Genomic DNA, 22151 nt, shown 5'->3' with positions numbered 1-22151 from the left:
TACGGATGTACGCTGCGCGACCACCCAGGCGAAAACAATGGGCCGGTCAGTCGCCGCCGTGTCGCGTTTCTTACATCGGCCGCCCCGTTCGGGAAACCACGGGCGTTAGTATGCCGCGTCCGGTATCAGTCGAGCACGAAACGCAGGTGACTCATGCACGAGGTGGACGAGAACACGCGGCCCGCCCGCGTCATGGCGAGCGCGGACGTCGACGAGCGCGCGGAGCTCGGCGCGGGCACCACGGTGTGGCACCTGGCCCAGGTCCGCGAGGAGGCCCGGCTCGGCCGCAACTGCATCATCGGCCGCGGCGCCTACGTCGGCCCCGGGGTGCGCATCGGCGACAACGTGAAGCTGCAGAACTACGCCCTGGCCTACGAGCCGGCCGTCCTGGGCGACGGCGTCTTCATCGGCCCGGCGGCGGTGCTGACCAACGACACCTATCCGCGGGCGGTGACGCCGGAGGGCCGGCTCAAGACGGGCGAGGACTGGGAGGCCGTCGGCGTGGTGATCGGCGACGGCGCCGCCATCGGGGCCCGGGCGGTCTGCGTCGCGCCGGTGACCGTCGGGCGCTGGGCGCTCGTCGCGGCCGGGGCCGTGGTCGTCTCCGACGTGCCCGACTACGCCCTGGTGGTCGGGGTGCCGGCCCGCCGGATCGGCTGGGTGGGCCGCGCCGGCGTGCGCCTGGAGGCGAAGGGGGACGGGCGGTTCACCTGCCCCGAAACCGGCACGGAGTATGTCGAGACGGACGGACGGCTGCGCGAGGCCGGGGACGCTCAGTCCTGATCCGCCGCCGCGGCCTCACCGCGCCGGCGCCGGATGATCTCGTCGACCCACAGCGGCACCGCCAGGGTGCCCAGCCCGCCCAGGAAGGCCGAGCCGATCAGCGCCCGCTGGGACGAGTGCGACAGCTCCACGACGCTGGCGGCCACCAGGGTGGAGACGGTGAAGCGCAGGTCCTGCCGCACGTTCCAGCGGTCCTGCAGCTCCTTGAGCTTGTCGGTGTAGGCCGACGTCAGGATCTGCAGCGCGCGGAGCGCGCCCTCCTCGCTGTCGGTGGTGTTGGTCACCGTCAGCGAGGAGATGATGTAGCGCGGCTCCTGGTTGGTGCCCGTGTTGCGCGGCGCGAACTCGTAGGTGCCGGTGACGCCGGCCCGGCGGAACTCCGCCTCGAACGCCGGCGTGCGCAGGCTTGTCGCGACGGCCGCGGCGGTGACGGCGACGGAGGGGTACAGCCCGGTCAACGGGTTTGGCGCATCGGGTGAAACCGGGTACTTCACCACGAGTACCTCGGAGGCCAGGTACACGGGGGTGACCCGCGCGGCCTGGTAGCCGAGCGCGGCGGTCAGCACCACCCCGGCCACCACGACGTACCAACGCCGGCTCAGCGCCCGCAGGACGTCGGTCATGTACATCTGGCGGACGCTCCTCTCCGACTGCCGAACGGTACCCAAGTGCGGCCAATGGTGACATGATGGCGTCCCGGTTCGCCAAGAACCCGACTCACACAGAGCTAGCCGACTCACCCACGGGCCGTATAGCGTGTTGGCCGAGCGCTGGCCGCCGCCTCATGTCCGGAATCGAGGCAGTCGCGAGCACAGACGCGCGCTTTTCTGAAGGGACTTGGAGGGGGGCCATGGACCTCGGCGAGATCCTTCGGGTATTGCGTCAACGCTGGCTGCTCGTCGTGCCGATGTTCGTGCTGGCGATCGGGGCGGGTGTGGCCGCGATGGTCTACGTGCCCAACACCTACGAGTCGTACACCACGGTGAGCCTGCTGAGCTCGCCCATGGCCACGACCGTCGCCACCAAGGGCAACGACAACCCGTTCATGACGTTCGACGCGTCGCTGATCGCCACCGCCGACTTCCTCGGCCGCAGCCTGCAGTCCACCGACGCGGTGGAGGAGCTGAAGGACCGCGGGGTCACCGAGAAGTACGCGGTGTCGCTCGCCGACGGCGCGCAGGGCCCCTTCCTCACCTTCACGGTCACCGGCTCCGACAAGGCGCACGTGCGGGCCTCGACCTCGACGCTGGCGAAGTTCGCGCAGGAGAAGCTGACGGAGATCCAGCAGAACAACGGCGTCAAGACGCAGGACATGATCCGTATGACGGAGATCGTCCCGCCGCAGACGCCGGAGACGAAGTCGAAGAAGAAGATCGAGGTCGTCCTCGCCGCGACCGGCGGCATGATCGCGCTGACGCTGATGGTGACGTTCGTGCTGGAGAGCATGAGCCGGAACAAGGCGCGCCGCACGGCCGGGGACCGGAAGCCCGGCTCGTCGGCGCCGGCGGACACGGCGCCGCCGGTCGCCGCCTCGGCCACGGCCTCGGTCGCGGCGGTGACGCCGTTGCCGCGCCCCAACCCGATCTCGGTCACGTGGTCGGACGTGCCGTTCGACCAGACCGTCGTGCTCGACATGGACTCCAAGCGGGCCAGCGCCGACGGGGCCGACCGCCCGGGCGAGACCGACCAGACCGTCGTGATCAAGATGCCGGTCAAACCCGGCGGCTCGGACTCGCGGGGCCGGGGCGACACCGGCTCGGCCAAGGGCCGTTGGGGCTCGGCCCGCTGAAGTGGTCGCCGTCGTCCCGCCGTCGAACCAGCCCCAGCAGCCGAGCCCGACCGAGGCGACGGTCGTGCTGCCGGTGTCCGTCGGTCCCGTTCGCGGGCACGCCGCGCCGTCGGTGCTGCGGCGCCTCGGCTCGATCTACACCTCGCGCCGCACGGCGCGCGGACGGGGCCCGGCCACCATCCTGTCCATCTACATCGTCCTGTTGCTGCTGATCCCCTCCCGTATCGTGCTGCCCGGTGTGGGCGCGACCGGAACCATCGCCAACGTTTTCATCCTCGCCTCACTCGTCTGGTACGGCGTCAGCTGGCTGATGCGCCGGATCACGCCGGCGCGGTACACCCGGCTCCCCCGGCTCGCGATGTTCTTCTTCGCCGTGGCGGTGCTGCTGAGCTACATCGCCGCCGCCCGGCGCGACAGCTCGGCGCTGGAGTCCAGCGCGGCCGACCGGGCCCTCATCCAGCTGGTGACGTGGTTCGCCGTGGTGCTCATCGCGACGTCGTTGCGGGAGTACGCCGACCTCGAGCGCCTGCTGCGCATCTTCGTGCGGTGCGCGGCCGTCATCGGCGCCGTCGCGATCCTCGAGTTCCTCTTCAAGACCAGCCTGACCGCGTGGATGACCCTCCCGGGCTTCTCCAACAGCGGCCCGGAGCTCATCACCCGGGGTGATTTCGTCCGGCCGACATCGACGGCCGCCAACACCCTCGAGCTCGCCACCGTCATGGCGCTCGCCCTGCCGTTCGCGCTGCAGCAGGGGTTCAACCCGGTGAAGAAGGGCCTGGTCCGCAACTGGCTGCCGGTCGCCGTCATCGCCATGTCCGCCGTGATGACGGTGTCGCGCACGTCGGTCATCGGGCTGGCCCTCGTGTTTCTCACCCTGCTGCCCACCTGGCCGGCGAAGCGGCTGCTGCCGACGATGGGCGCGCTCACGCTCGGCGTCGGCTTCTCCTCCGTCGCGTTGCCGGGCCTGATCGGCACCGTGGTGGGGCTCTTCTCGGCCATGCTCAACGGCGGCGACAACAGCACGAACTCGCGCACCGCGACGTCGGCGGTGATCTCGCAGTACTTCGACGAGCGCCCCTGGACCGGCCGGGGCTACGGCACCTTCCTGCCCCTGATGTACCGGTACACGGACAACGAGTACCTGCTGGCGCTGGTCGAGATGGGCATCCTGGGCGTGGCCGCCGTCGTGCTCGTCTACATCGTGACCCTGCATTGCGGCGGCGCGGGACGGCGGCGCTTCGCCGACCCGGCGCGCCGGGAGACCGGGCAGGGCTTCGCCGCGGGCGGGTTCGTCATGCTGGTCGTCACGGCGACCTTCGACACGCTCAGCTTCCCGATGGTCGCCGGGCTGTCGTTCCTGATGATGGGGCTCGCCGGGGCGTACCTCGGCATGGCTCGCCAAGACCAGATGCTGAGAGGGGAACCGTCGCTGTGACGGAGCTGAACCGGAAGGTCGCGTCCGCGGCCCGCTGGAGCCTCATCAACACCGTCGTACGCCGGGTCGGCACCTTCGCCAGCGGCGTCGTGCTGGCGCGGTTGTTCTTCGGGCCGCGCGAGTGGGGCCTCTACGCCGTCGGTCTGCTGGTGCTGGCCATGCTGCTGTCGCTCAACGAGATGGGCGTGAGCCTCGCACTGGTCCGCTGGGAAGGCGACATCAAGCGGTTCGCGCCGACGGTGCTCACCCTGTCGACGGCGTCGAGCACGGCCTTCTACGTCCTGTTGTACGTCACCGCGCCCACGGTCGCCCGGCTGCTGGGCTCCCCCGATGCCACGCTCATGCTCCGCCTACTGTGCATCAGCGTCATCATCGACGGCATAGCCTGCGTGCCCCTGGCGAAGCTGAACCGCGAGTTCGAGCAGTTCTGGCGGACCGCGGTCGACATCCTCAACTTCGCGGTGAACACCGCCGTGACGATCGTGCTCGCGGCCATGCACGTCGGCGCGATCGCCTTCGCGTGGGGCTCGCTGGCCGGCAACATCGTCGCGCTGGTGGGCTTCTCGCTGGCCGCCCCGGGCATGCTGCGGTTCGGCTGGAACCGGCAGCAGGCCAAGGAGCTGTACAAGTTCGGCCTCCCGCTCGCCGCGGCCAGCCTGCTGACGCTGGGCATCGTCAACCTCGACTCGGTGGTCGTCGGCTCGATCCTCGGCCCGGCCGCGCTGGGCCTGTACGCCATGGCCTTCAACATGTCCAGCTGGCCGGTGCGGATGGTCTCGGAGACGGCGCGGCGGGTGTCGTTCGCGGGCTTCTCGCGGCTCGCCGACTCCCCGGCCGAGTTCGCGGCCGGCTTCACCCGGGCCCTGTCGCTGGTCGTCGCGGCCTCGGTGCCGATGTGCGTGCTGCTCGGCGTGCTCGCCGACCCGGTCATCCGGTTCGTGTACGGCGACCAGTGGGGCGGCGCCGCGATGGCCCTGCAGTGGCTGGTCGTGCTCGGCTTCGTCCGGGTGACCGTGGAGCTCGCGTACGACGGCATCGCCGCGCGCAAGCGCAAGACCCTGATGCTGATGCAGGGCTGGTGGCTGTTCTCGCTGGTGCCGGTCCTGATCTGGTTCGCGCACGTGTGGGGCATCGACGGCGTGGCCGCCGGCCAGGCCCTCGTCGCGGGCCTCCTCGTCGCGCCGGTGTTCCTGTTCGTGCTGTCCGGCCTGGGCATCCGGGCCGCCGGCGTGGCCCGCGTGTGCGTCCTGCCCTTCCTCGGCGGCCTCGCGATGGGCGTGGCCGCCTGGGCCGTGCACCGGCTCGCCGGCGGCGGGTTCCTGGGCCTGGCCCTGGCCGGCGTGGCCGGCGTGGCCGTCTACCTGCCGTTCATCCTGCCCCTGCTGCGCAGCCTGCGCGCCAAACCGCAACCCCTGGAACCGTCCCCGATCTCCGAACCGGCGGTCCTGGCGACCGCCGCGCCCGAAGTTCTCTAGGGAGAGCCACGATGATCAGCTCGGTCAAGCGACGGCTGCGCGCCCGTTACGGATGGCTGCCGTTGGAGGAGATGCGCAACAAGGTGGTGCTGGGCCATACGGCCGTCGGCCTGCGCCGCTTCGAGGACTCCGAGGTGCGCCGGCTGCTGGCCACGCTGCCCGGGGGCCGGCGGCCCCAGGCACGCGTGGCCACCGTGGTGCTCACCTACAAGCGCCCCGAAGGGCTCGTGCGGGCCGTGGAGTCGGTGCTCGCCCAGACGGTGCGGGACCAGGTCGTGGTCGTGGTGGACGACGGCGGCGGCGGCCTGCCCGAGCTGCCGGCCGATCCGCGCCTGCACCTGGTAAGCCTGCGGCACAACATCAACGTGCTCGGCGTCAGCCGGAACATCGGCATGCGCCTGACCGACTCGCAGTTCGTCGCGTTCCTGGACGACGACAACGCCTGGCACGCCAACCACCTGGAAGTGGCGCTGGCGCGGCTGGACGGCCCGGAGCCGGCCGAGTCGCGGCCGGACGCGGTGTACACGGCGATGCGCCGGGTGACCCCGGACGGGGTCGAGCGCGACGTCCTGTCGGTGCCCTTCGACCGGAAGCTCGCCTGGGAGCGGTGCTTCCTCGACTCGAACCCGTTCGTGGCCCGGCGCAGCGCGGACCTGCGCTTCAGCCGCCTGCGGCGGAAGTCCTCGGTGGCGCCCAAGGAGGACTGGGAGCTGATCTACCGGTTCAGCCGCAACCACCGGGTCGAGCACATTCCCGAGGCGACTGTCGACTACGTCGTGAACCCCAACAGCTACTGGACGAACTGGGAACCGGCCTGACCGGCTGACGGCAATGTATCCCCGTGCCCGAGCACGGGGACACATCCGTTCAGATGCCGCGGCGCTTCCAGGACTGCCACCACAGCCACTCGCGGCCCTTGTGCGCGACCGCGGACAGGACCAGGGGCTGCAGGTAGGGCATCGCGGCCGGGCCGATCTGGCGGCGCAACCGCAGGCCCCGGTACTCCGGCAGGCTGCGGTACTCGGGCCAGCACTCCGCCGCGAACTCGATGAGCTCGTCCAGCGGCACGGTGGTCGTGCGGCCGCGGTCGTACGCGCGCACGACGCGCCGCAGCGCGAACCGGGCCAGCCGGCGGTGGACGACGGCGTCGAGCTCCGCGGCGTTGGGCAGCAGCGAACCGCAGCGGGTCAGGACGGCCTCGTAGGCGGCCTTGCGCTGCCGCAGGTCGTCCAGCTGCCCGGCGTAGTCGGTAAGCGACATGTTGTCGCCGTGCAGCCGGTAGTAGGCCTGGTCCGCGCGCACGTAGCCGACGTCGGCGTGGGCGGCCAGGCGCATCCACATCTCGATGTCGCCCGCGTGCGGCAGATCGACGTCGTAGCCACCGACCTGGTGCTGCAGCTTGGTGCGGACCACCACCTCGGGCGACGTGATGCAGCCGGTGCCCTCGCGGAAGCGCCGCTCCAGCCACCAGTGCCCCGGCCAGACGCTGGTGCCGCGGTCGTCGGTCCGGGCCGGCGGCGGGGGCCCGGGGTGCTGGAAGTGCACCGGGTGCCCGTAGACGAAGCCCACGTTCGGGTTGGCGTCCAGCAGGGCCACGGCGCGGGTGAGCGCGCCCGGGGTCAGCAGGTCGTCGGCCGAGAGCAGCACGCAGTAGTCACCGTCGGCCCACTCCATCAGGCCTTCGTTGTACGTCGCCGTGTGCCGCTTGTTCTGCTCGTGGACGAGGACCTCGACCCGCGGGTCGGCCGCCGCGATCGCCCGGGCCTTGTCGGCCGAGTCGTCCGGGGAGGCGTCGTCGATGATCAGGACCCGGACGTCCACCCCCGGGTTGGTGTCGACGACGCTGCTCACGCAGTCGGCGAGGTAGTGGCCGTAGCGGTAACACGGGATGACCACACTGACCGAGCTCATCTGCCACCTTAGAGATGTCGCACGACATTTACGGTTCACAGAGAAATGGCCCGCACCCGGACGGGTGCGGGCCATTTCATCGTCTCACGAGGTCGTGAACGTCACATCGACCCAGTAGTTGTTGGAGTTCCAGGTCGATGTCGGGAAACCGACGTTGTTGCTGAGCAGGAACAGTCCGTTGTGCCCCGTCGCCGAGTCGGCGACCGCGGTCAGCGGATAGGACACCTGCGGCTGCGTGAAGTAGCCGGCGTCGTAGGCGTAGTGACCGACCTCGGTGTGGTACGAGACGACGTACACCGTGTCGGCGGTGACCGCCACCGGCGTGGCGAACGTCAGGGTCTGCCACCCGGACGCCGACTCACCGGTGAAGGTGCCCGTCGCCAGCTGCTGCCCGGTGTTGGACCACAGCGACCCGGTGTGCGTGCCGGTGTTCTCGGCGCTCTTGTAGAACCGGACGCCGGTGATGTGGCCGTCCACCGCCGAGGTGAACCGCATGCCCAGCTCCAGCGAGTTGACCTCGCCGGCGCTCGGGTTGGCCGGGACCGCCGCGTTGGACCAGACCGAGCACGGGCAGGTCACCTGCGAGCTGCCGCCCGTGGTGAACGACCAGACCGTGGGGCTCGTCATCGCGTTGCCCCAGGCGTCGGTGGCCTGCACCGATGCCTGGTACGCGGTGGACGGGGCCAGCACGCTGGTCGGCTGCAGCGTCGCCACCCGGCTGTTGCCGTCGTAGCCGACCGTGGCCGGAACCGCCGCGCCGCCCGGCCCGGTGAGGCTGAACTGGATGGCCGACGGGTTGAGGTCCTGGCTGAAGGTCGCCGTCACCGCGGTGTTGATGCCGACCGCCGTCGCGTTGGCGGCGGGCGTGCGCGCCGTCACGGTGGGCGGGTTCTGGGTGCCGGCGTGGTTGTCGATGACGACGTCGACCCAGTAGTTGGTGTCGTTCCAGCTCTGGTTCGGGAAGCCGCCGCCGGTGCCGTACTTGTAGACGCCGTTGGAGCCGGAGACGCCCGACTGCAGCAGCTGCACGGCCGTCTGACCGGCGCCGTGGTTGGCGAAGTAGGCGCTGTCGTAGGAGTAGTGCCCGGTCGGCGTGTAGTACGAGACGATGTACGTGGTGTTCGCGGCGATCGGCACCGGGTTGGCGAACGTCAGCGTCTGCCAGCCCGTGGCGGTCTCACCGCTGAACGTGCCCGAGGCCAGCAGCTGGCCGCTGGAGTTCCAGAGCTTGCCCACGTGGGTGCCGGTGTTGGTGCTCGCCTTGTAGAACTTCACGCCGAGCACCTGGCTCGCGGCCGGCACCCGGAACTTCGCGCCCAGCTCGTTCGGCGAGGCGTCGAAGGAGTCGGCGTTCGTCGGCTCGGCCGAGCTCGGGAAGGCGGTGCAGGGGCACTGCTGCGCCCCGACGGTCACCGACAGGCTCGCGACCGGCCCGATGTTCAGGCTGTCGTCCGACGCGCGGACCTTGATGGTGGCCGCGCCCTGCGTGGTGGGCGTCCAGGTGTAGCTCCAGGTGCCCAGCCCGTTGGCCGGCTTCCACGTGGTGCCGCCGTCGACGGAGATCTCGACGCGGCCGACGCGCCCGCCGCCGCTGTCGGCGACGGTGCCGGTGACGTTGACCGGGCTCAGCAGCGGCACGGTGCTGTTGGCCGCGGGCGACGTGACCGTCACCGTCGGGCCGGTCGTGTCGGTGGACTTGGCGGCCAGGGTGAGCCCGGCCATCAGGGTCACCGGCTGCGCGCTCATGTCGGCGAGGATGTTGACCGTCGCCTGCTGCATCTTCTTGTCCTCGGTGCTGGTCGGCCCCGAGTGGAAGGTGCTCAGGCCCCACGCCCACTGGACCGTGCCGGCCCCGAACACCAGCGCCTTCGACGTCTGGTCGCGGTAGGCCATCAGGCTGTGCGTCGCGACGCCGTTGCCGTAGTTGTTGCCGTGGTCCGGGTCGAGCAGCAGCGTGTCGTTGGTGATGCTGATCGTGGTCGAGGAGAACGCGACGGCGCCCGCCGGGCGGACCGAGTTCTCGGCGTCCGAGTCCCACTCGTAGCCGAGCGACCCGGCCGTGAGCGTGGCCGACTGGCCCGACTGCAGGTTGTTGATGGCGCTGATGCCGCGCCAGAGCCGGAGGTCCTTGTACGCCGCCGGCACCGTGATCGCGTCCGACCGGTAGCCGTTGACCGAGAACAGCGTGCCGGTGAGCTGGTTCTGCGGCTTGTTGCCGCCGTGCCCGGCGCCGTCCGTGTCGGCCCACGTCCCGGTCCACTGACCGCTCGGGTCGGCGGTGCCGTTGGGCGGCGTCTGGCTCAGCTTGGTCGACTTGTAGCAGACGAGCGTCCGGTCGGCGGCCGCGCCGCTGGCGATGGACGGCTCGAAGCGGGTCCGCCAGAACACCTCGTTGCCGCTGAAGAACGCCAGGTTGACCCCGGCGGTGCGGGCCGCGGAGACGTGGTCCCACTGGCCCTGGTTCCAGTACTCGTCATGCCCGGAGGACATGAAGACCTTGTGGTTGAGCAGCAGCGAGGCGCTGTTCGTCACGTCGACCGAGGCGGCGTAGCTGACGTCGTACCCGTTGCGCTCCAGGAACTGGATCATCGGGAACTCGGTCGAGAAGATGCCGTTGTCGCCGGCGGTGCGCAGCGGCCGGTTGTAGCTCACCTTGTAGGCGCGGCCGTCGAGGGCCGGGCCGCCGCCCTGGTACAGGCTCTGGCCGCCCCAGTCGTTGTAGGCCTGCCAGGTCTGGTCGGACGTCTGCACCAGGATGTCGGAGTGGCTCGAGCTGCTGCCCACGACGAACGGGTAGGGCATGAACCCGTTGTTGTCCAGCTGGTCCAGCATCAGCAGGTAGACGCCCGAGACGGCGTCGGACGGCACGGTCCAGGAGACGTTCGTGGTCCAGTTGCCGCAGTCGACCAGGCCGGTGCCGGAGTCGTGCAGGCAGGGGTCCTGGGTCTTCTTCGGGAAGCTCTGGGTCGGCGAGGTCGGCATCTTGCGGGCGCCGAGGCCGCCGTAGTACCCGAGCCGGTAGATGGACACCCGGAAGTCCGAGGTCGGCGAGGTCACCTTGGCCTGCAGCGTCTCGCCCGGCTGCACGCTCGACTTGGTGGTGAAGCCCTCGATGTCGCCCCAGGAGTTCTCCGAGTACCAGTCCTCGACGGGGGAGCCGGGCTTCGAGTTCTCGCAGACGATCGGATTGGACCCCGAGCCGCACGGGTCCAGGGTCGCCGCATTACTTGCGGACGGTACGCACGCGATTGCTGCGACGATGACCGCAGCCGCCAAGCCGGTTATGAACCGAGACCTCATGTCTTCGCCCTATTTCCGTAACGACGTCATCATCCGTAGCACCCGCACCCCAGGACTCGTTCGGGAGCTTACGGCCTGCATGCTGAAAGACAAGAATTTATCGCATGTGAGCTGCCGACCAGCTGTCGGATTTCTTCGCATCAACGTCGGCCGTAAGCAGCCGTACGGCCTATGCGACCCGGGCCATTGGGATATGTCCGGGCGTGCATTTTCACGAAGAGCGACGGGGCACCACGGTGGTGGTGACGACCTTCGTCTTGACGGCGTGGTTCGCCGGTACCGACGTGACGATCACCGCCCCCGACGCGACCTGTACAGCGTCGCCGAGCACGACGTTCGGCTCGATGAAGATGCCGGTGCCGAGCCGGATCCGGTCGCCCAGGGTCACCTTGCCCGAGGAGACGCAGCTCGGTCCGGTCGCGTTGTCCGAGCCGATGACACTGTGGTGGTCGAAGGAGTTGTACGCGGACAGGAAATTGTTGTCCCCCATGCGCACGCCCGTGCCGAGGTGACCGAACGCGCAGATTATGTTGCCCTGACCGATTACCACGTCAGTGGCGATCTTGGCGGTCGGGTCGATGGCGTTGGCGAGCGGAATCGCCGCCTCCGCGCAGAGCTTGCGGAACCGGGCCCGGGTATCCACCGACGTGCCGATCGCGATGATTGCCGCATCGTAGACACCCGCGGCGAACAGCGCCGCGAGCCGGTCGGTGCCGCCGACGATCGGCACGCCCGCGACCTCCGCGCCCCAGCGGCCGGGGTCGTCGTCCAGGATCGCCACCGCCTGCTGGGTCGGCACCTGGCTGAAGATGTCGATGACCTGGGTCGCGCCCAGGGCGCCGCCGATGACGAGGATGCGGGACACGCCGGGCTCCGTCGCGAGCGCCGCCGGCATCGTCGTGTAGTCCACGGTCACCGGCGCGGCCGCGGCCGCCTCGACGTCCTTGACCGTGATCAGGCGCGAACCGTCGAACGTGGACAGGTCGACGCCCAGCTCCCGCGCCCGCTCGACCGCCTTGACGGTGGCCCGGACCTCCACCGGAGCGGCGGCGCGGGCGTCGGCCTCGGCGGCCAGCCGGTCGGAGTACGCGGTGAGGCCGGCGGCGTCGTCGAAGAGCATCGCCACCGGCTCCGACAGCGGCACCTCCTGGCCCTTGCGGGCCAGGTGCAGCAGGATGCCCGGCTCGGGGGCGTACACCTCCAGCACGGCCTTGCTGGTCTCGACCTCCACGAGCAGGGCGCCGGCCTCGACCTTGTCGCGGTCGTCGACGAACCACGTCACGACGATGCCGTGCTCGCTGTTGACGTCGTTGGTCGGAACCAGGACTGGCTTCACGCTCTGTCTCCTCTTGTGCTCTCAGGCGGCGGCGCGGATGGCCGACTCGATCTGCTCCTCGCCGACCAGCAACCGGCTCTCCTGCCGCTTCGACGACGGGATCACCGTGGGAGCGCTGGCGACCACGTTGACCGGCCGGCGCAGCGCGCCGAACAGCCGCTCGGAGATGACCGCGGCGGCCTCGGTCCCCCAGGACCATCCGCTCGCGCCCTCCTCGACGGTGATGAGCTGTCCGGTGGCCCGCACCGACCGCTCCACCGGGGCCCAGTCCATCGGGGCGATCTGGGCCGGCACGAGCAGCTCGGCGAAGATCTCCTCCTCGACGGCCAGCCGCTCGATCACGCGGGCGGCCAGCAGGGCCTGGTAGCCGTACGCGAGCACGGTCATCGAGCAGTCCTCGCGCGGCACGGCGGAGAGCCGGACCGTCGGCAGCGCACCCGGGCCGGCGTCGTGGAAGGCGAGCAGGTCGCCCACCATCCCGCCGCTGGGCAGCGTGAGGTGCTGCGGGTAGAGCAGCTTGTGCTCGATGTACAGCACCGGGCTGTCCTGGCCCAGGAAGTCGGCGAAGACCGTCTTCGGGTCGTGGTAGAGCGAGGCCGCGACGACCCGCAGGTGCGGTACGCCGAGGAAGTGCTTCTCCAGGCTCTGGCTGTGCGTCGGCCCGTAGCCGCGGTGGCCGCCCGAGGGCGCCCGGATCACGACCGGGCAGGTGGCCTGGCCGGCGTACATGGCCTGGTACTTGACGATGTGGTTGACGACCTGGTCGAACACGAGCGTCAGGAAGTCGCCGAACATGATCTCGGCGATCGGCCGGTAGCCCGCCAGCGCGAGCCCGGCCGAGATCCCGGCGACGGCGCCCTCGCTGATCGGGGTGGTCCGGACCCGGGCCGGGAAGTCCGTCGAGAGACCGCGGGTCACCTTGAACGCGCCGCCGTACGGGTCGGCGATGTCCTCGCCGAGCACCACCACGCGCGGGTCGGTGCTCAGGCTGGTCCGCAGGGCGTCGCCCAGCTCCTTGGCGAAGATCACGGCAGCGCCCTCGCCGTCGCGACCACCTCGGCCAGTGCGGTCTCGACCTCGTCGTCGATCGCGCGCCGGTCGGCCTCGCCGAGCCGGCGGCCGTGCACCACCAGCGGCTCCACCAGCCAGTGCGCGGCGATCTCCTCCTCGGGACGCTCGTCGTCGCTCTTGGAGTGGTGGCACAGCCGGTAGGTGTGGATGAGCAGCACGCGGGGGCCGCCGCCGGCCCGCACCGCGTCGAGCTCGGCGCGGGCGAGCTCGCTCAGCTCCACCACGTCGGTGCTGTCGACCTCGCGGACCGGGATGTCGAACGCCTCGAACCGGGCGGCCATGCTGCCGGCGAGGTTCGCCTCGACCGGGGTGCTCTGGGCCCAGCGGTTGTCCTCGCACACCACCAGCAGCGGCAGGCGCCACAGGGAGGCCATGTTCAGCGTCTCGTACACCGCGCCCTCGCCGAGGGTGCCGTCGCCGATGAACACCACGCTCACCATGCCGGAGCCGTCCAGCTGGCCGGCCATCGCGATGCCCGCGGCCGCCGGGACGATGCCGCCCTGCACGCCGTTGGACTTGAACCCGGGGGCGCAGATGTGCTGGCTGCCGCCGATGCCGTGGCACATGCCCGCCTCCTTGCCCATGATCTCGGCGAGCAGGCCCAGCGCGTCGCCGGTGCGGGCGAGGTAGTGGCCGTGGCAGCGGTGGTTGCTGAACACGTGGTCGATGTCGGCGAGGTGCTCCATCACGGCCACCGCGTCGGCCTCCTGGCCGATGCAGGCGTGCGTGGTGCCGTTGAGGGCGCCCTCCTCGAAGAGCGACAGCAAGGTCTCCTCGAACCGCCGGATGAACCGCATCCGGCGGTAGAGCCGGTGCTCGTCCGGTTCGCCGGGCCGGCCGGTCAACCGCTCGTCGGTCGCCGGGGCGGCCGCGAAGCCGGGGTCCTGGACCCCGGGTCCGGCATGGTCGATCCGGGTCGGCGGGGGCGCCGTCGACACCATGGGCTTTCCTTCCTCAGCGCGATCGCGACAACGTAGGAGGCATGAGTGGGTCCGGCGCCCCATCACCGGCGGCCGGCCGCGGGTCACGTTACCCGGCGCCCGGCTCGGTAAGGGTCGGCCTTTCAGCGTAGAAAACGGCCTGGACAAGTCGTGAATCGGACTCGCCGGCGCGTTTTGTCGTGTGCACCACTCGGGCGCCGCGGCACGACTTCCGGCGGCGCCGTTCGAGCGCGCTCACTTGGGCTGCTGCACCGCCTCGGCGGACGGCGTTCCGTCGATGGATCCGGCCACGTTGTCGGCCCATTCCGCATACGTCACCTTGCAGCCCCCGCCGCAGCCGCCCGTGTGACCCCAGTGCGTCGGGCCGAAGACGTTGCCGCGCACCCGCAGGCCCACGCCGTCCTGGGCGTAGAAACCGTACGCGCCGAGCGAGATAAAGCTGTCGGTGACACTGTAGTTGGTCAGCGACGAGCCTCCGGCGCTCTGCGTGAACAGCACCGCGGTGATCGCCTGCCAGTAGTTGGGGATCTCGGCGCCCGCGTAGGCATCGACCCCGGGCTCCAACCGGCTGTGACTGATGTCCAGCGGGCCGCTGCCGCCGTACGGGAACACGCCGCCGGTGTGCGCCGCCGAAGGGTCGGTGAGGTTGGCGATGTAGTTGTCGTGCAGCCAGCTGTTCTCAATCTTGACGTTCTGCCCGCACAGGCACATCCCGCCGGTATTGGCCACGTCGACCTTGTTCAGGTGAATCGTGCAGGTTTCGCAGTCATTGATCGCGTGGTCATTGAGCGGCACGCTCTTCTGTCCCAGGCCGACCGGCTCGGGGCGAATCGTGGTGTTGGTGATGTTCAGGGTGAGTTTGCCCGAAGCGTTGGCGTTGACCAGGATCGCGCGATTCGTAGAGCCGGGCGGCGGCGCGATGATGGAGTTCGTGATGTTGACCGTGCCGTGGCAGTCGGTACCGACGTAAATAAAGCCGTGGATGTACTTGTGATCGAGTGTGAGGTTCCCGCAGGTGTACAGGTTGTACGCCTTGCTCTGGCCGTCACTCGCCGCCAGTTCTTGATATCCGGACGGCACCGGAAGCTTCGCATCGGACTGCTTGTACTTGCCGACGCCGGGGGCGCCGACCGAGTACCGGGCCGGATACTTTCCGCCGCCGTTGCTGCCGCCGCCGGCGGCGCCCCCCGGCTTCGCGGCCGAGGCGCTCCCGGACGGCTTGGCACTGCCGAGGCCCGCCTTGCCGGGGTCGACACCATCGGCCGACGACAGGGCCGTGTCCGCGTCGCCCGACTGCCCGGTCAGGGCCGCGCACTGCTCGGCGGTCTGCCCCGCGGGGCAGGTCTTCGCCGGTGACGTGCGGCCGGTAACCACCCACAGCCCGGCCCCCGCGAGAAGAAGCACTCCGGACGCGGCGATCAGGATCAATCCCCGGCGGCCCAGTCGCCTGCCCTTATTCGAGTGCACCATGGCCATGTCCCCCTAAGGATGGCAAGCAAGCCTCGGCGGCCTCAAGTTCCAAAACCCGTCGCAGTGTATGCGACTTCGAATCCATGTCCATTCACGGGCCTGCGCACGCGACACATGTCCGGCTGCACCCGCGCCGCGGCGTTGACCTCGCCACAGATACCATGCACAGCAACGATCGTCAGTATTCACGGCGAATGATCAGGCCACCGGTCGTTGCAGGGAAAAGGATCACTGTGCCAGATTTCTGTCAGTGGTGTTCCATTGCTTGACGGTGGCGGTAGCTTGCCCCTGCTGTGTGCGCCTCGCGCCCAACACGTTGTGCCAGAAATCGTCCGCCTCTCGGCCTATGTCGACTGTTGACCGAATCGAGCATCTGTGAATTCAACAAACGTCCAGGTTGACTCTCAGCCGATCGGCGTAGCCGTCGTTGGGGCCGGCTACTGGGGCCCGAACCTCGTGCGCAACTTCATGGCGTCGCCGGCCTTCCGTCTGCAGGCCCTGTGTGACCTCGACGTGGCGCGCGCCCGGCGCGTGCTCGGCGGCTACTCCACCGTCGAGGCCACCTCGGACCTGAGCGCCGTGCTGGCCGACCCGGCCGTGCAGGCGGTCGCCGTCGCCACCCCGGCGGGCACCCACCTCGACGTGGCGCTGGCCGCGCTGCAGGCGGACAAGCACGTCCTGGTCGAGAAGCCGCTGGCGGCCACGGTCGCCGAGGGTCGCCGGCTGGTGGCCGAGGCCGACGCGCGCGGCCTGGCCCTGATGTGCGACCACACGTACTGCTACACCCCGGCCGTCACGCGGATTCGCGAGGCCGTGCACAGCGGCGAGCTGGGCGAGCTGCACTACCTGGACTCGGTGCGGATCAACCTCGGCCTGGTGCAGCGCGACATCGACGTAATCTGGGACCTGGCCCCGCACGATCTGTCCATCCTGGACTACGTACTGCCGGAGGGGGTCCGGCCGGTCACCGTCAGCGCGCACGGCGCGGACCCGATCGGCGCCGGCCGCGCCTGCGTGGGTTATCTCACGCTGCAGCTCAACACCGGCGCCATCGCGCACATCCACGTCAACTGGCTCTCGCCGATCAAGGTGCGCACGACGCTCGTCGGCGGCTCGAAGCGGACGCTGGTCTGGGACGACCTGAGCCCCACCCAGCGCATCGCCATCTACGACCGGGGCGTCGAGGTCGCCGCCCCGGACGAGCTGGCCCCCGACCAGCGCCGCGACATGCAGGTCTCGTACCGCTCGGGCGACATGCTCGCGCCCGCGCTGGTCGAGAAGGAGGCCCTCGGGCAGATGGTGGCCGCGTTCGCCTCGGCCATCCACACCGGCGTTCCGTCGCTCACCGACGGTCGGGCCGGGCTGCGGGTGCTGGAGATCCTGGAGGCGGCGTCGCGTAGCCTCGCCGGCGGCGGAGTGGCTGTTCCCCTGGAGGTTGAAAACTGATGGGCAAGGCATCTGTGCCGATTCGCGGCGCGCGCGTCCTGGTGACCGGGGGCGCCGGCACCATCGGCTCCCACGTCGTCGACCTGCTGGTGCGCGGCGGCTCCGCCGACATCGTGGTGCTGGACAACCTGGTCCGGGGCCGCCGGGCCAACCTGGCCTGGGCGAGCGCCAACGGCCCGGTCCGGATCGTCGAGGGCGACATCCGCGACGCCGCGCTGGTGCACGAGCTCAGCCAGGGCATCGACCTCGTCTTCCACCTCGCGGCCATCCGGATCACCCAGTGCGCCAGCGAGCCGCGCCTGGCCAACGAGGTGCTCGTCGACGGCACGTTCAACGTGCTCGAGGCGGCCCAGGCGGCCGGCGTGAAGAAGGTCGTCGCGTCCTCCTCGGCGTCGGTCTACGGCCTGGCCGAGCAGTTCCCGACCACCGAGCGGCACCACCCGTACAACAACGACACGTTCTACGGCGCGGCCAAGGCGTTCAACGAGGGCATGCTGCGCAGCTTCCACGCGATGTACGGGCTGGACTACGTGGCGCTGCGGTACTTCAACGTGTACGGCCCGCGCATGGACGTCCACGGCGTCTACACCGAGGTGCTGATCCGCTGGATGGAGCGCATCGAGTCGGGCACCCCGCCGCTGATCCTCGGCGACGGGCTGCAGACGATGGACTTCGTCCACGTCGCCGACATCGCGCGCGCGAACATTCTCGCCGCCGAGGCCGACGTGACCGACGACGTGTTCAACATCGCCAGCGGCGAGGAGACCAGCCTCAAGGAGCTGGCCGCCGCCCTCAGCGCGGTGATGAAGTCGGACCTGAGCCCCGAGCACGGGCCGGCCCGCGCGGTCAACGGCGTCACGCGGCGCCTGGCCGACATCTCGCACGCCGACGGCGGGATCGGGTTCCGGTCGCAGATCGGCCTGGACGAGGGCCTGCAGGGCCTGGTCGAGTGGTGGCGAGCCGAGCGCTTCGCCGACCAGGGCGCCGCCGGGGACGCCAAGTGAGCGCCACCATCCCGGTGATGATCCCGAAGCTGGGCGAGGAGGAGGCGCAGGCCGCCGCCGACGCCGTCCGCAGCGGGTGGGTCGCCCAGGGCCCGCGCGTCGCCGAGTTCGAGCGCTCCTTCAGCGCGCTGGTCGGCGCGGAGCACGGCGTGGCCGTCAGCTCGTGCACCACGGCGCTGCACCTCGCGCTCATCGCGCTCGGCATCGGGCCGGGCGACGAGGTGATCGTGCCGTCGCTGTCGTTCATCGCCACCGCGAACGCGGTCCGCTACGTGGGCGCGACACCGATCTTCGCCGACGTGGACATCGAGACCGGCAACGTGACCGTGGCGACGCTGGACGAGGTGCGCACGGCGCGCACCGCCGCGATCATCGCGGTGCACCAGGGCGGCCTGCCGTTCGACGTCCGGGCGCTGCGCCAGGCCGCGACCGGCTGGGGCGTCCCCCTCGTCGAGGACGCCGCGTGCGCCGCCGGCTCCACCGCCTACGGGGCGCCGGTCGGCGCCGGCTCGCTGCTGTCGGCCTGGTCCTTCCACCCGCGCAAGGTCATCACGACCGGCGAGGGCGGCATGATCACGCTGGACGACGCGGACCGCGCGGCCCGGCTGCGGCGGCTGCGCGAGCACGGCATGAACGTCTCCGCCGCGGACCGGCACAAGAGCGCGCAGCCGATCCTCGAGGCCTACCTCGAGACCGGCTGGAACTTCCGGATGACCGACATCCAGGCCGCGGTCGGTCTGGTGCAGCTCGGCCGGCTCACCGGCCTGGTGGCCCAGCGGCGTCAGCTCGCCGCGCGCTACCAGGAGCTGCTCGCCGGCATCGACGGGCTGTGGGCGGTGCGCGACCCGGCGTACGGCGAGAGCAACTTCCAGTCGTTCTGGGTCCTGCTCTCCCCCGAGTTCGGGGTCACCCGCGACCAGGTGCTGACCGAGCTCGCCGCGGCCGGGGTGTCCGCGCGGCGCGGCATCATGGCCTCGCACCTGGAGCCGGCGTACCAGGACGTCGTGCCGCCGGCCGGGCTGCCGAACACCGAGCGGCTCACCCGCGACTCGCTCATCCTGCCGCTGCACCACGCCCTCACCGAGGACGACCAGGACCACATCGTCGGCGTCCTGCGCAAGCTCGCCGGATCGTTCCGTACCGTTGGGAGTACCGCTTCATGATTCCCCTTGTCGACCTGAAGGCCGCCCACGCCGAGGTCGCCGAAGACGTCGACCTCGGATTCAAGCGCATCATGGCCGACACCGCGTTCATCGGCGGCGCGGAGGTGACGGCCTTCGAGCGCGAGTACGCGGAGTTCAGCGGCGTCGCCCACTGCGTCGGGGTCGCCAACGGCACGGACGCGCTGGAGCTCGCGCTGCGCGCGGCCGGCGTCGGGCCGGGCGACGAGGTCATCCTGCCCGCGAACACCTTCATCGCCACCGCCGAGGCGGTGGCCCGGGTGCACGCGCGGGTCGTGCTCGTCGACTGCGACCCGGTCACCTACCTCATCGACGTCGACGCGGCGCTGGCCGCCGTCGGCCCGGCGACCAAGGCCGTCATCCCGGTCCACCTCTATGGCCAGCTCGCGCCGGTCGAGCGGCTGCGGGCCGGCCTGGCCGGCACCGGCGTGGTGATCGTCGAGGACGCCGCGCAGTGCCAGGGCGCGACGCGCTTCGGCGCGGGCGCCGGCGCGGAGGGCATCGCCGCGACGAGCTTCTACCCCGGCAAGAACCTGGGCGCCTACGGCGACGCCGGCGCGGTCGTCACCGCCGACGAGGCCCTCGCGGTCTCGGTGCGCACCATCAGCAGCCACGGCGGCCTGACCAAGTACGTCCATGACGTGATCGGGGTCAACAGCCGGCTGGACGCGCTGCAGGCGGTGGTCCTGCGGGCCAAGCTGAGCCGCCTCGCCGGCTGGAACGCCGCCCGCCGGGCCGCCGCCGCGCGGTACGACGAGCTGCTCGAAGGGGTCGGCGTGACCCGGCCGGTGACCCTGGACGGCAACGAGCACGTGTGGCACCTTTACGTGGTGCGGGAGGCCAGTGCCGACGGCACGTCCACCCGCCGCGACGAGGTGCTGGCCCGGCTCAACGCCGCCGGCGTCGGCGCGGGCATCCACTATCCGTACCCGATCCACCTCACGCCGGCGTTCGCCGGCCTGGGGTACGCCAAGGGCAGTTTCCCGCACGCGGAGCGAGCGGCCGTGGAGATCCTGACCCTGCCGTTGTTCCCGCAGATCACGCCGCAGCAGCAGGAAGCCGTGGTGGAGGCGCTGCGGGCCGCACGAAGGTGAGACGCACCAGATGTACCTGACCCTGCGGGACCGTCCGGGCGGCAAGCCGGACCCGGCGTCGCGGTCCAGGGTGGTCCCGCGGGTCGCCACCACCGTGTTCCTGCTCGGCATCGTCAGCCTGCTCACCGACGTCTCCTCGGAGATGGTCAACGCGGTGCTGCCGCTGTACCTCACGGCCGAGATGGGCCTGGGCGTCCTCGCGTACGGCTTCGTCGATGGCCTGTACCAGGGCGTCAGCGCGCTGCTGCGCATCGGCGGCGGCTACGCCGGCGACCGGTCCAACCAGCCCAAGTGGGTCGCGACCGTCGGCTACGGGCTGTCCGCCCTGAGCCGCGTGGGCATGCTCGTCGCGCACAACCTCGGCGCGATCAGCGCTGTGGTGACCGCGGATCGGCTGGGCAAGGGCCTGCGCACGGCGCCGCGGGACGCCATCATCGCCGACGCGTCCGACCCGAAGGGCCTCGGCCGCGCGTTCGGGGTGCACCGCACGCTCGACACCATCGGCGCGGCCATCGGGCCGCTGGTCGCCTTCTCGATGCTCCTGCTCGTGCCGGGCGACTACAACTCGGTCTGGGTCGTGTCCTCCGGGTTCGCCTTCGTGGGCGTGGCCGTCATCGTGCTGTTCGTGCCGAACCACCGGACGAAGGTCGCGCGCCGGGCCCAGAGCATCGGCAGCCTGTTGCGCGAGGTGACCGGGGCCCGGCTGCGCCGCCCGCTGATCGCGGCCGGGCTGCTGGCGCTGTTCACCGTCGGCGACGGCTTCCTCTACCTGTCGCTGCAGCAGCGCGACCACCTGGCGGCCAAGTACTTCCCGCTGCTGTACGTCGGCACGAACCTCGCGTACCTGCTGCTCGCCATCCCGTTCGGGCGCCTCGCCGACCGCATCGGCCGGACCAAGGTCTTCCTGGGCGGTCACGTCGCGCTGCTGTGCGTCTACCTGTTCGCGGCCGGGCCGTTCAGCGGCGGGGTGGCGACGGTGCTGGTGCTGGTGCTGATCGGCACCTACTACGCCGCCACCGACGGCGTGCTGCCGGCGCTGGTGACCCCGCTGGTCGACGCGCAGGCGCGGGGCAGCGGCATCGCGGCGGCCCAGACCGTTGTCGTGCTGGCCCGGTTCGCGTCGTCGCTGGCGTTCGGCAGCCTGTGGCTGCTGCTCGGCAGCGCCCACGCCCTCTACCTCGTGGCCGGGCTGCTCGCCGCCGCGCTCGCCCTGGCCCTTTGGCTCCTGCGCAACCGAGAGGCCCCGGTGACGGCGTGAGCGGTCCGGAGCGAAGCGGAGGGGCCGCTCACCATGGTTACAGTGTTGTCGCGCCGGCGCCGGAGCTTGCGGAGGTGACGGCGTGAGCGGTCCGGAGCGAAGCGGAGGGGCCGCTCACCATGGTTACAGTGTTGTCGCGCCGGCGCCGGAGCTTGCGGAGGTGACGGCGTGAGCACACGCGCCAAAGTGATCGCGCTGGGTGTGGTGGTCGTCCTCGCCGTGCTCAGCTCCGTTGGCTACGTCGTGTTCGCGCGCCGGGCCCAGACCAAGGCGGCCGAGGACGCGCCGCTGCTGGCCACGCAGGACCTGTCGGCGGTACAGAGCCAGCCGCACATCGTCTTTCGCAGCACCGCCCTGGGCGACAACTACGGCCGCGTCGCCGAGGTGCCGCTCAGCGCGCCGGCCGGCCCGCGCGCGCTGACGCCGGTGAGCTGCGACCGGGTGTACGCCCGGGAGGGCCAGGCGGTGTGCCTGTTCGCGAAGCCGTCGCTCGTCACCACGTACACGGCCAAGGTCCTCGGGCCGGACTGGTCCCCCGTCCTGGACCTGCCTCTGTCGGGCGTGCCCAGCCGCACCCGGCTCTCGCGCGACGGCACGCTGGTCGCCACCACGACGTTCGTCTCGGGCCACGACTACTCCTCGCCGGGCCAGTTCTCG

At 70.7% G+C, this 22151-nt stretch carries 17 protein-coding genes; 10 read left to right on the top strand and 7 right to left on the bottom strand.

From position 1 onward, the window contains the following. Positions 1–153: 153 nt before the first annotated feature. Entirely contained in the window at positions 154–783 is a 630-nt protein-coding gene (locus tag AB0B76_RS04145; RefSeq protein ID WP_360369025.1) for an acyltransferase, read from the top strand. Here the strand turns inward: AB0B76_RS04145 and AB0B76_RS04140 are convergent. Beyond that, the gene (locus tag AB0B76_RS04140; RefSeq protein WP_360369022.1) at positions 774–1412 is read right to left on the bottom strand and encodes a hypothetical protein; all 639 of its coding nucleotides are present in this window, start codon (positions 1410–1412) and stop codon (positions 774–776) included. The genes AB0B76_RS04145 and AB0B76_RS04140 overlap by 10 nt on opposite strands. A 221-nt stretch (positions 1413–1633) precedes the next feature. Between AB0B76_RS04140 and AB0B76_RS04135 the strand changes: the two genes are divergently transcribed. From AB0B76_RS04135 to AB0B76_RS04120, 4 genes are read left to right on the top strand one after another with little or no spacing between them, the layout of a single operon-like run. Beyond that, positions 1634–2572: a Wzz/FepE/Etk N-terminal domain-containing protein gene (locus AB0B76_RS04135; protein ID WP_360369019.1), complete on the top strand. Its 939-nt coding sequence runs from the start codon at positions 1634–1636 to the stop codon at positions 2570–2572. Between the two features lies 1 nt (position 2573). Further along, entirely contained in the window at positions 2574–4007 is a 1434-nt protein-coding gene (locus AB0B76_RS04130) for an O-antigen ligase family protein (RefSeq protein ID WP_360369016.1), read from the top strand. Then, on the top strand, positions 4004–5482 hold the full coding sequence (locus AB0B76_RS04125) for an oligosaccharide flippase family protein (protein WP_360369013.1): 1479 nt from the start codon (positions 4004–4006) through the stop codon (positions 5480–5482). The genes AB0B76_RS04130 and AB0B76_RS04125 overlap by 4 nt, the downstream gene beginning before the upstream one ends. An 11-nt stretch (positions 5483–5493) precedes the next feature. Continuing rightward, complete coding sequence (locus AB0B76_RS04120; RefSeq protein ID WP_360369010.1) at positions 5494–6300, top strand: glycosyltransferase family 2 protein; 807 nt, start codon at positions 5494–5496, stop codon at positions 6298–6300. A gap of 49 nt (positions 6301–6349) precedes the next feature. Here the strand turns inward: AB0B76_RS04120 and AB0B76_RS04115 are convergent, their stop codons facing one another. The 6 genes from AB0B76_RS04115 to AB0B76_RS04090 all read right to left on the bottom strand — a co-directional run bounded on the left by AB0B76_RS04115 (position 6350) and on the right by AB0B76_RS04090 (position 15517). Continuing rightward, on the bottom strand, positions 6350–7393 hold the full coding sequence (locus AB0B76_RS04115) for a glycosyltransferase (protein ID WP_360369007.1): 1044 nt from the start codon (positions 7391–7393) through the stop codon (positions 6350–6352). 84 nt (positions 7394–7477) lie between these two features. After that, positions 7478–10669 (bottom strand): DUF4082 domain-containing protein, encoded by a 3192-nt coding sequence (locus AB0B76_RS04110; RefSeq protein WP_360369004.1) that lies wholly within the window; start codon positions 10667–10669, stop codon positions 7478–7480. 235 nt (positions 10670–10904) lie between these two features. Then, the gene (locus tag AB0B76_RS04105; RefSeq protein ID WP_360369001.1) at positions 10905–12029 is read right to left on the bottom strand and encodes a biotin/lipoyl-containing protein; all 1125 of its coding nucleotides are present in this window, start codon (positions 12027–12029) and stop codon (positions 10905–10907) included. 21 nt (positions 12030–12050) lie between these two features. After that, entirely contained in the window at positions 12051–13058 is a 1008-nt protein-coding gene (locus tag AB0B76_RS04100) for a transketolase C-terminal domain-containing protein (protein ID WP_360368998.1), read from the bottom strand. Then, positions 13055–14041 carry a thiamine pyrophosphate-dependent dehydrogenase E1 component subunit alpha gene (locus AB0B76_RS04095; protein WP_360368995.1) on the bottom strand — a complete coding sequence of 329 codons (987 nt, stop codon included), beginning with the start codon at positions 14039–14041 and terminating at the stop codon, positions 13055–13057. Before AB0B76_RS04095 ends, AB0B76_RS04100 begins: the two co-directional genes overlap by 4 nt. A gap of 234 nt (positions 14042–14275) precedes the next feature. Beyond that, entirely contained in the window at positions 14276–15517 is a 1242-nt protein-coding gene (locus AB0B76_RS04090; RefSeq protein ID WP_360368993.1) for a hypothetical protein, read from the bottom strand. 369 nt (positions 15518–15886) lie between these two features. Here AB0B76_RS04090 and AB0B76_RS04085 point away from each other — a divergent pair, with 369 nt between their 5' ends. Genes AB0B76_RS04085 through AB0B76_RS04065 form a run of 5 tightly spaced genes read left to right on the top strand, consistent with a single transcriptional unit; the run spans position 15887 to position 21494 of the window. Continuing rightward, on the top strand, positions 15887–16957 hold the full coding sequence (locus AB0B76_RS04085) for a Gfo/Idh/MocA family oxidoreductase (RefSeq protein WP_360368990.1): 1071 nt from the start codon (positions 15887–15889) through the stop codon (positions 16955–16957). Continuing rightward, the gene (locus AB0B76_RS04080) at positions 16957–17961 is read left to right on the top strand and encodes an NAD-dependent epimerase/dehydratase family protein (protein ID WP_360368987.1); all 1005 of its coding nucleotides are present in this window, start codon (positions 16957–16959) and stop codon (positions 17959–17961) included. The genes AB0B76_RS04085 and AB0B76_RS04080 overlap by 1 nt, the downstream gene beginning before the upstream one ends. Next, entirely contained in the window at positions 17958–19124 is a 1167-nt protein-coding gene (locus AB0B76_RS04075; RefSeq protein ID WP_360368985.1) for a DegT/DnrJ/EryC1/StrS family aminotransferase, read from the top strand. Before AB0B76_RS04080 ends, AB0B76_RS04075 begins: the two co-directional genes overlap by 4 nt. Then, on the top strand, positions 19121–20236 hold the full coding sequence (locus AB0B76_RS04070) for a DegT/DnrJ/EryC1/StrS family aminotransferase (RefSeq protein ID WP_360368982.1): 1116 nt from the start codon (positions 19121–19123) through the stop codon (positions 20234–20236). Before AB0B76_RS04075 ends, AB0B76_RS04070 begins: the two co-directional genes overlap by 4 nt. Before the next feature lie 10 nt (positions 20237–20246). After that, entirely contained in the window at positions 20247–21494 is a 1248-nt protein-coding gene (locus AB0B76_RS04065; RefSeq protein WP_360368979.1) for an MFS transporter, read from the top strand. Positions 21495–22151 lie beyond the last annotated feature (657 nt).

The organism is Dactylosporangium sp. NPDC049140, from assembly GCF_040648435.1.
Note: the sequence above shows the minus strand (reverse complement) of the source record. Positions and strands in the feature narration are given on the sequence as shown.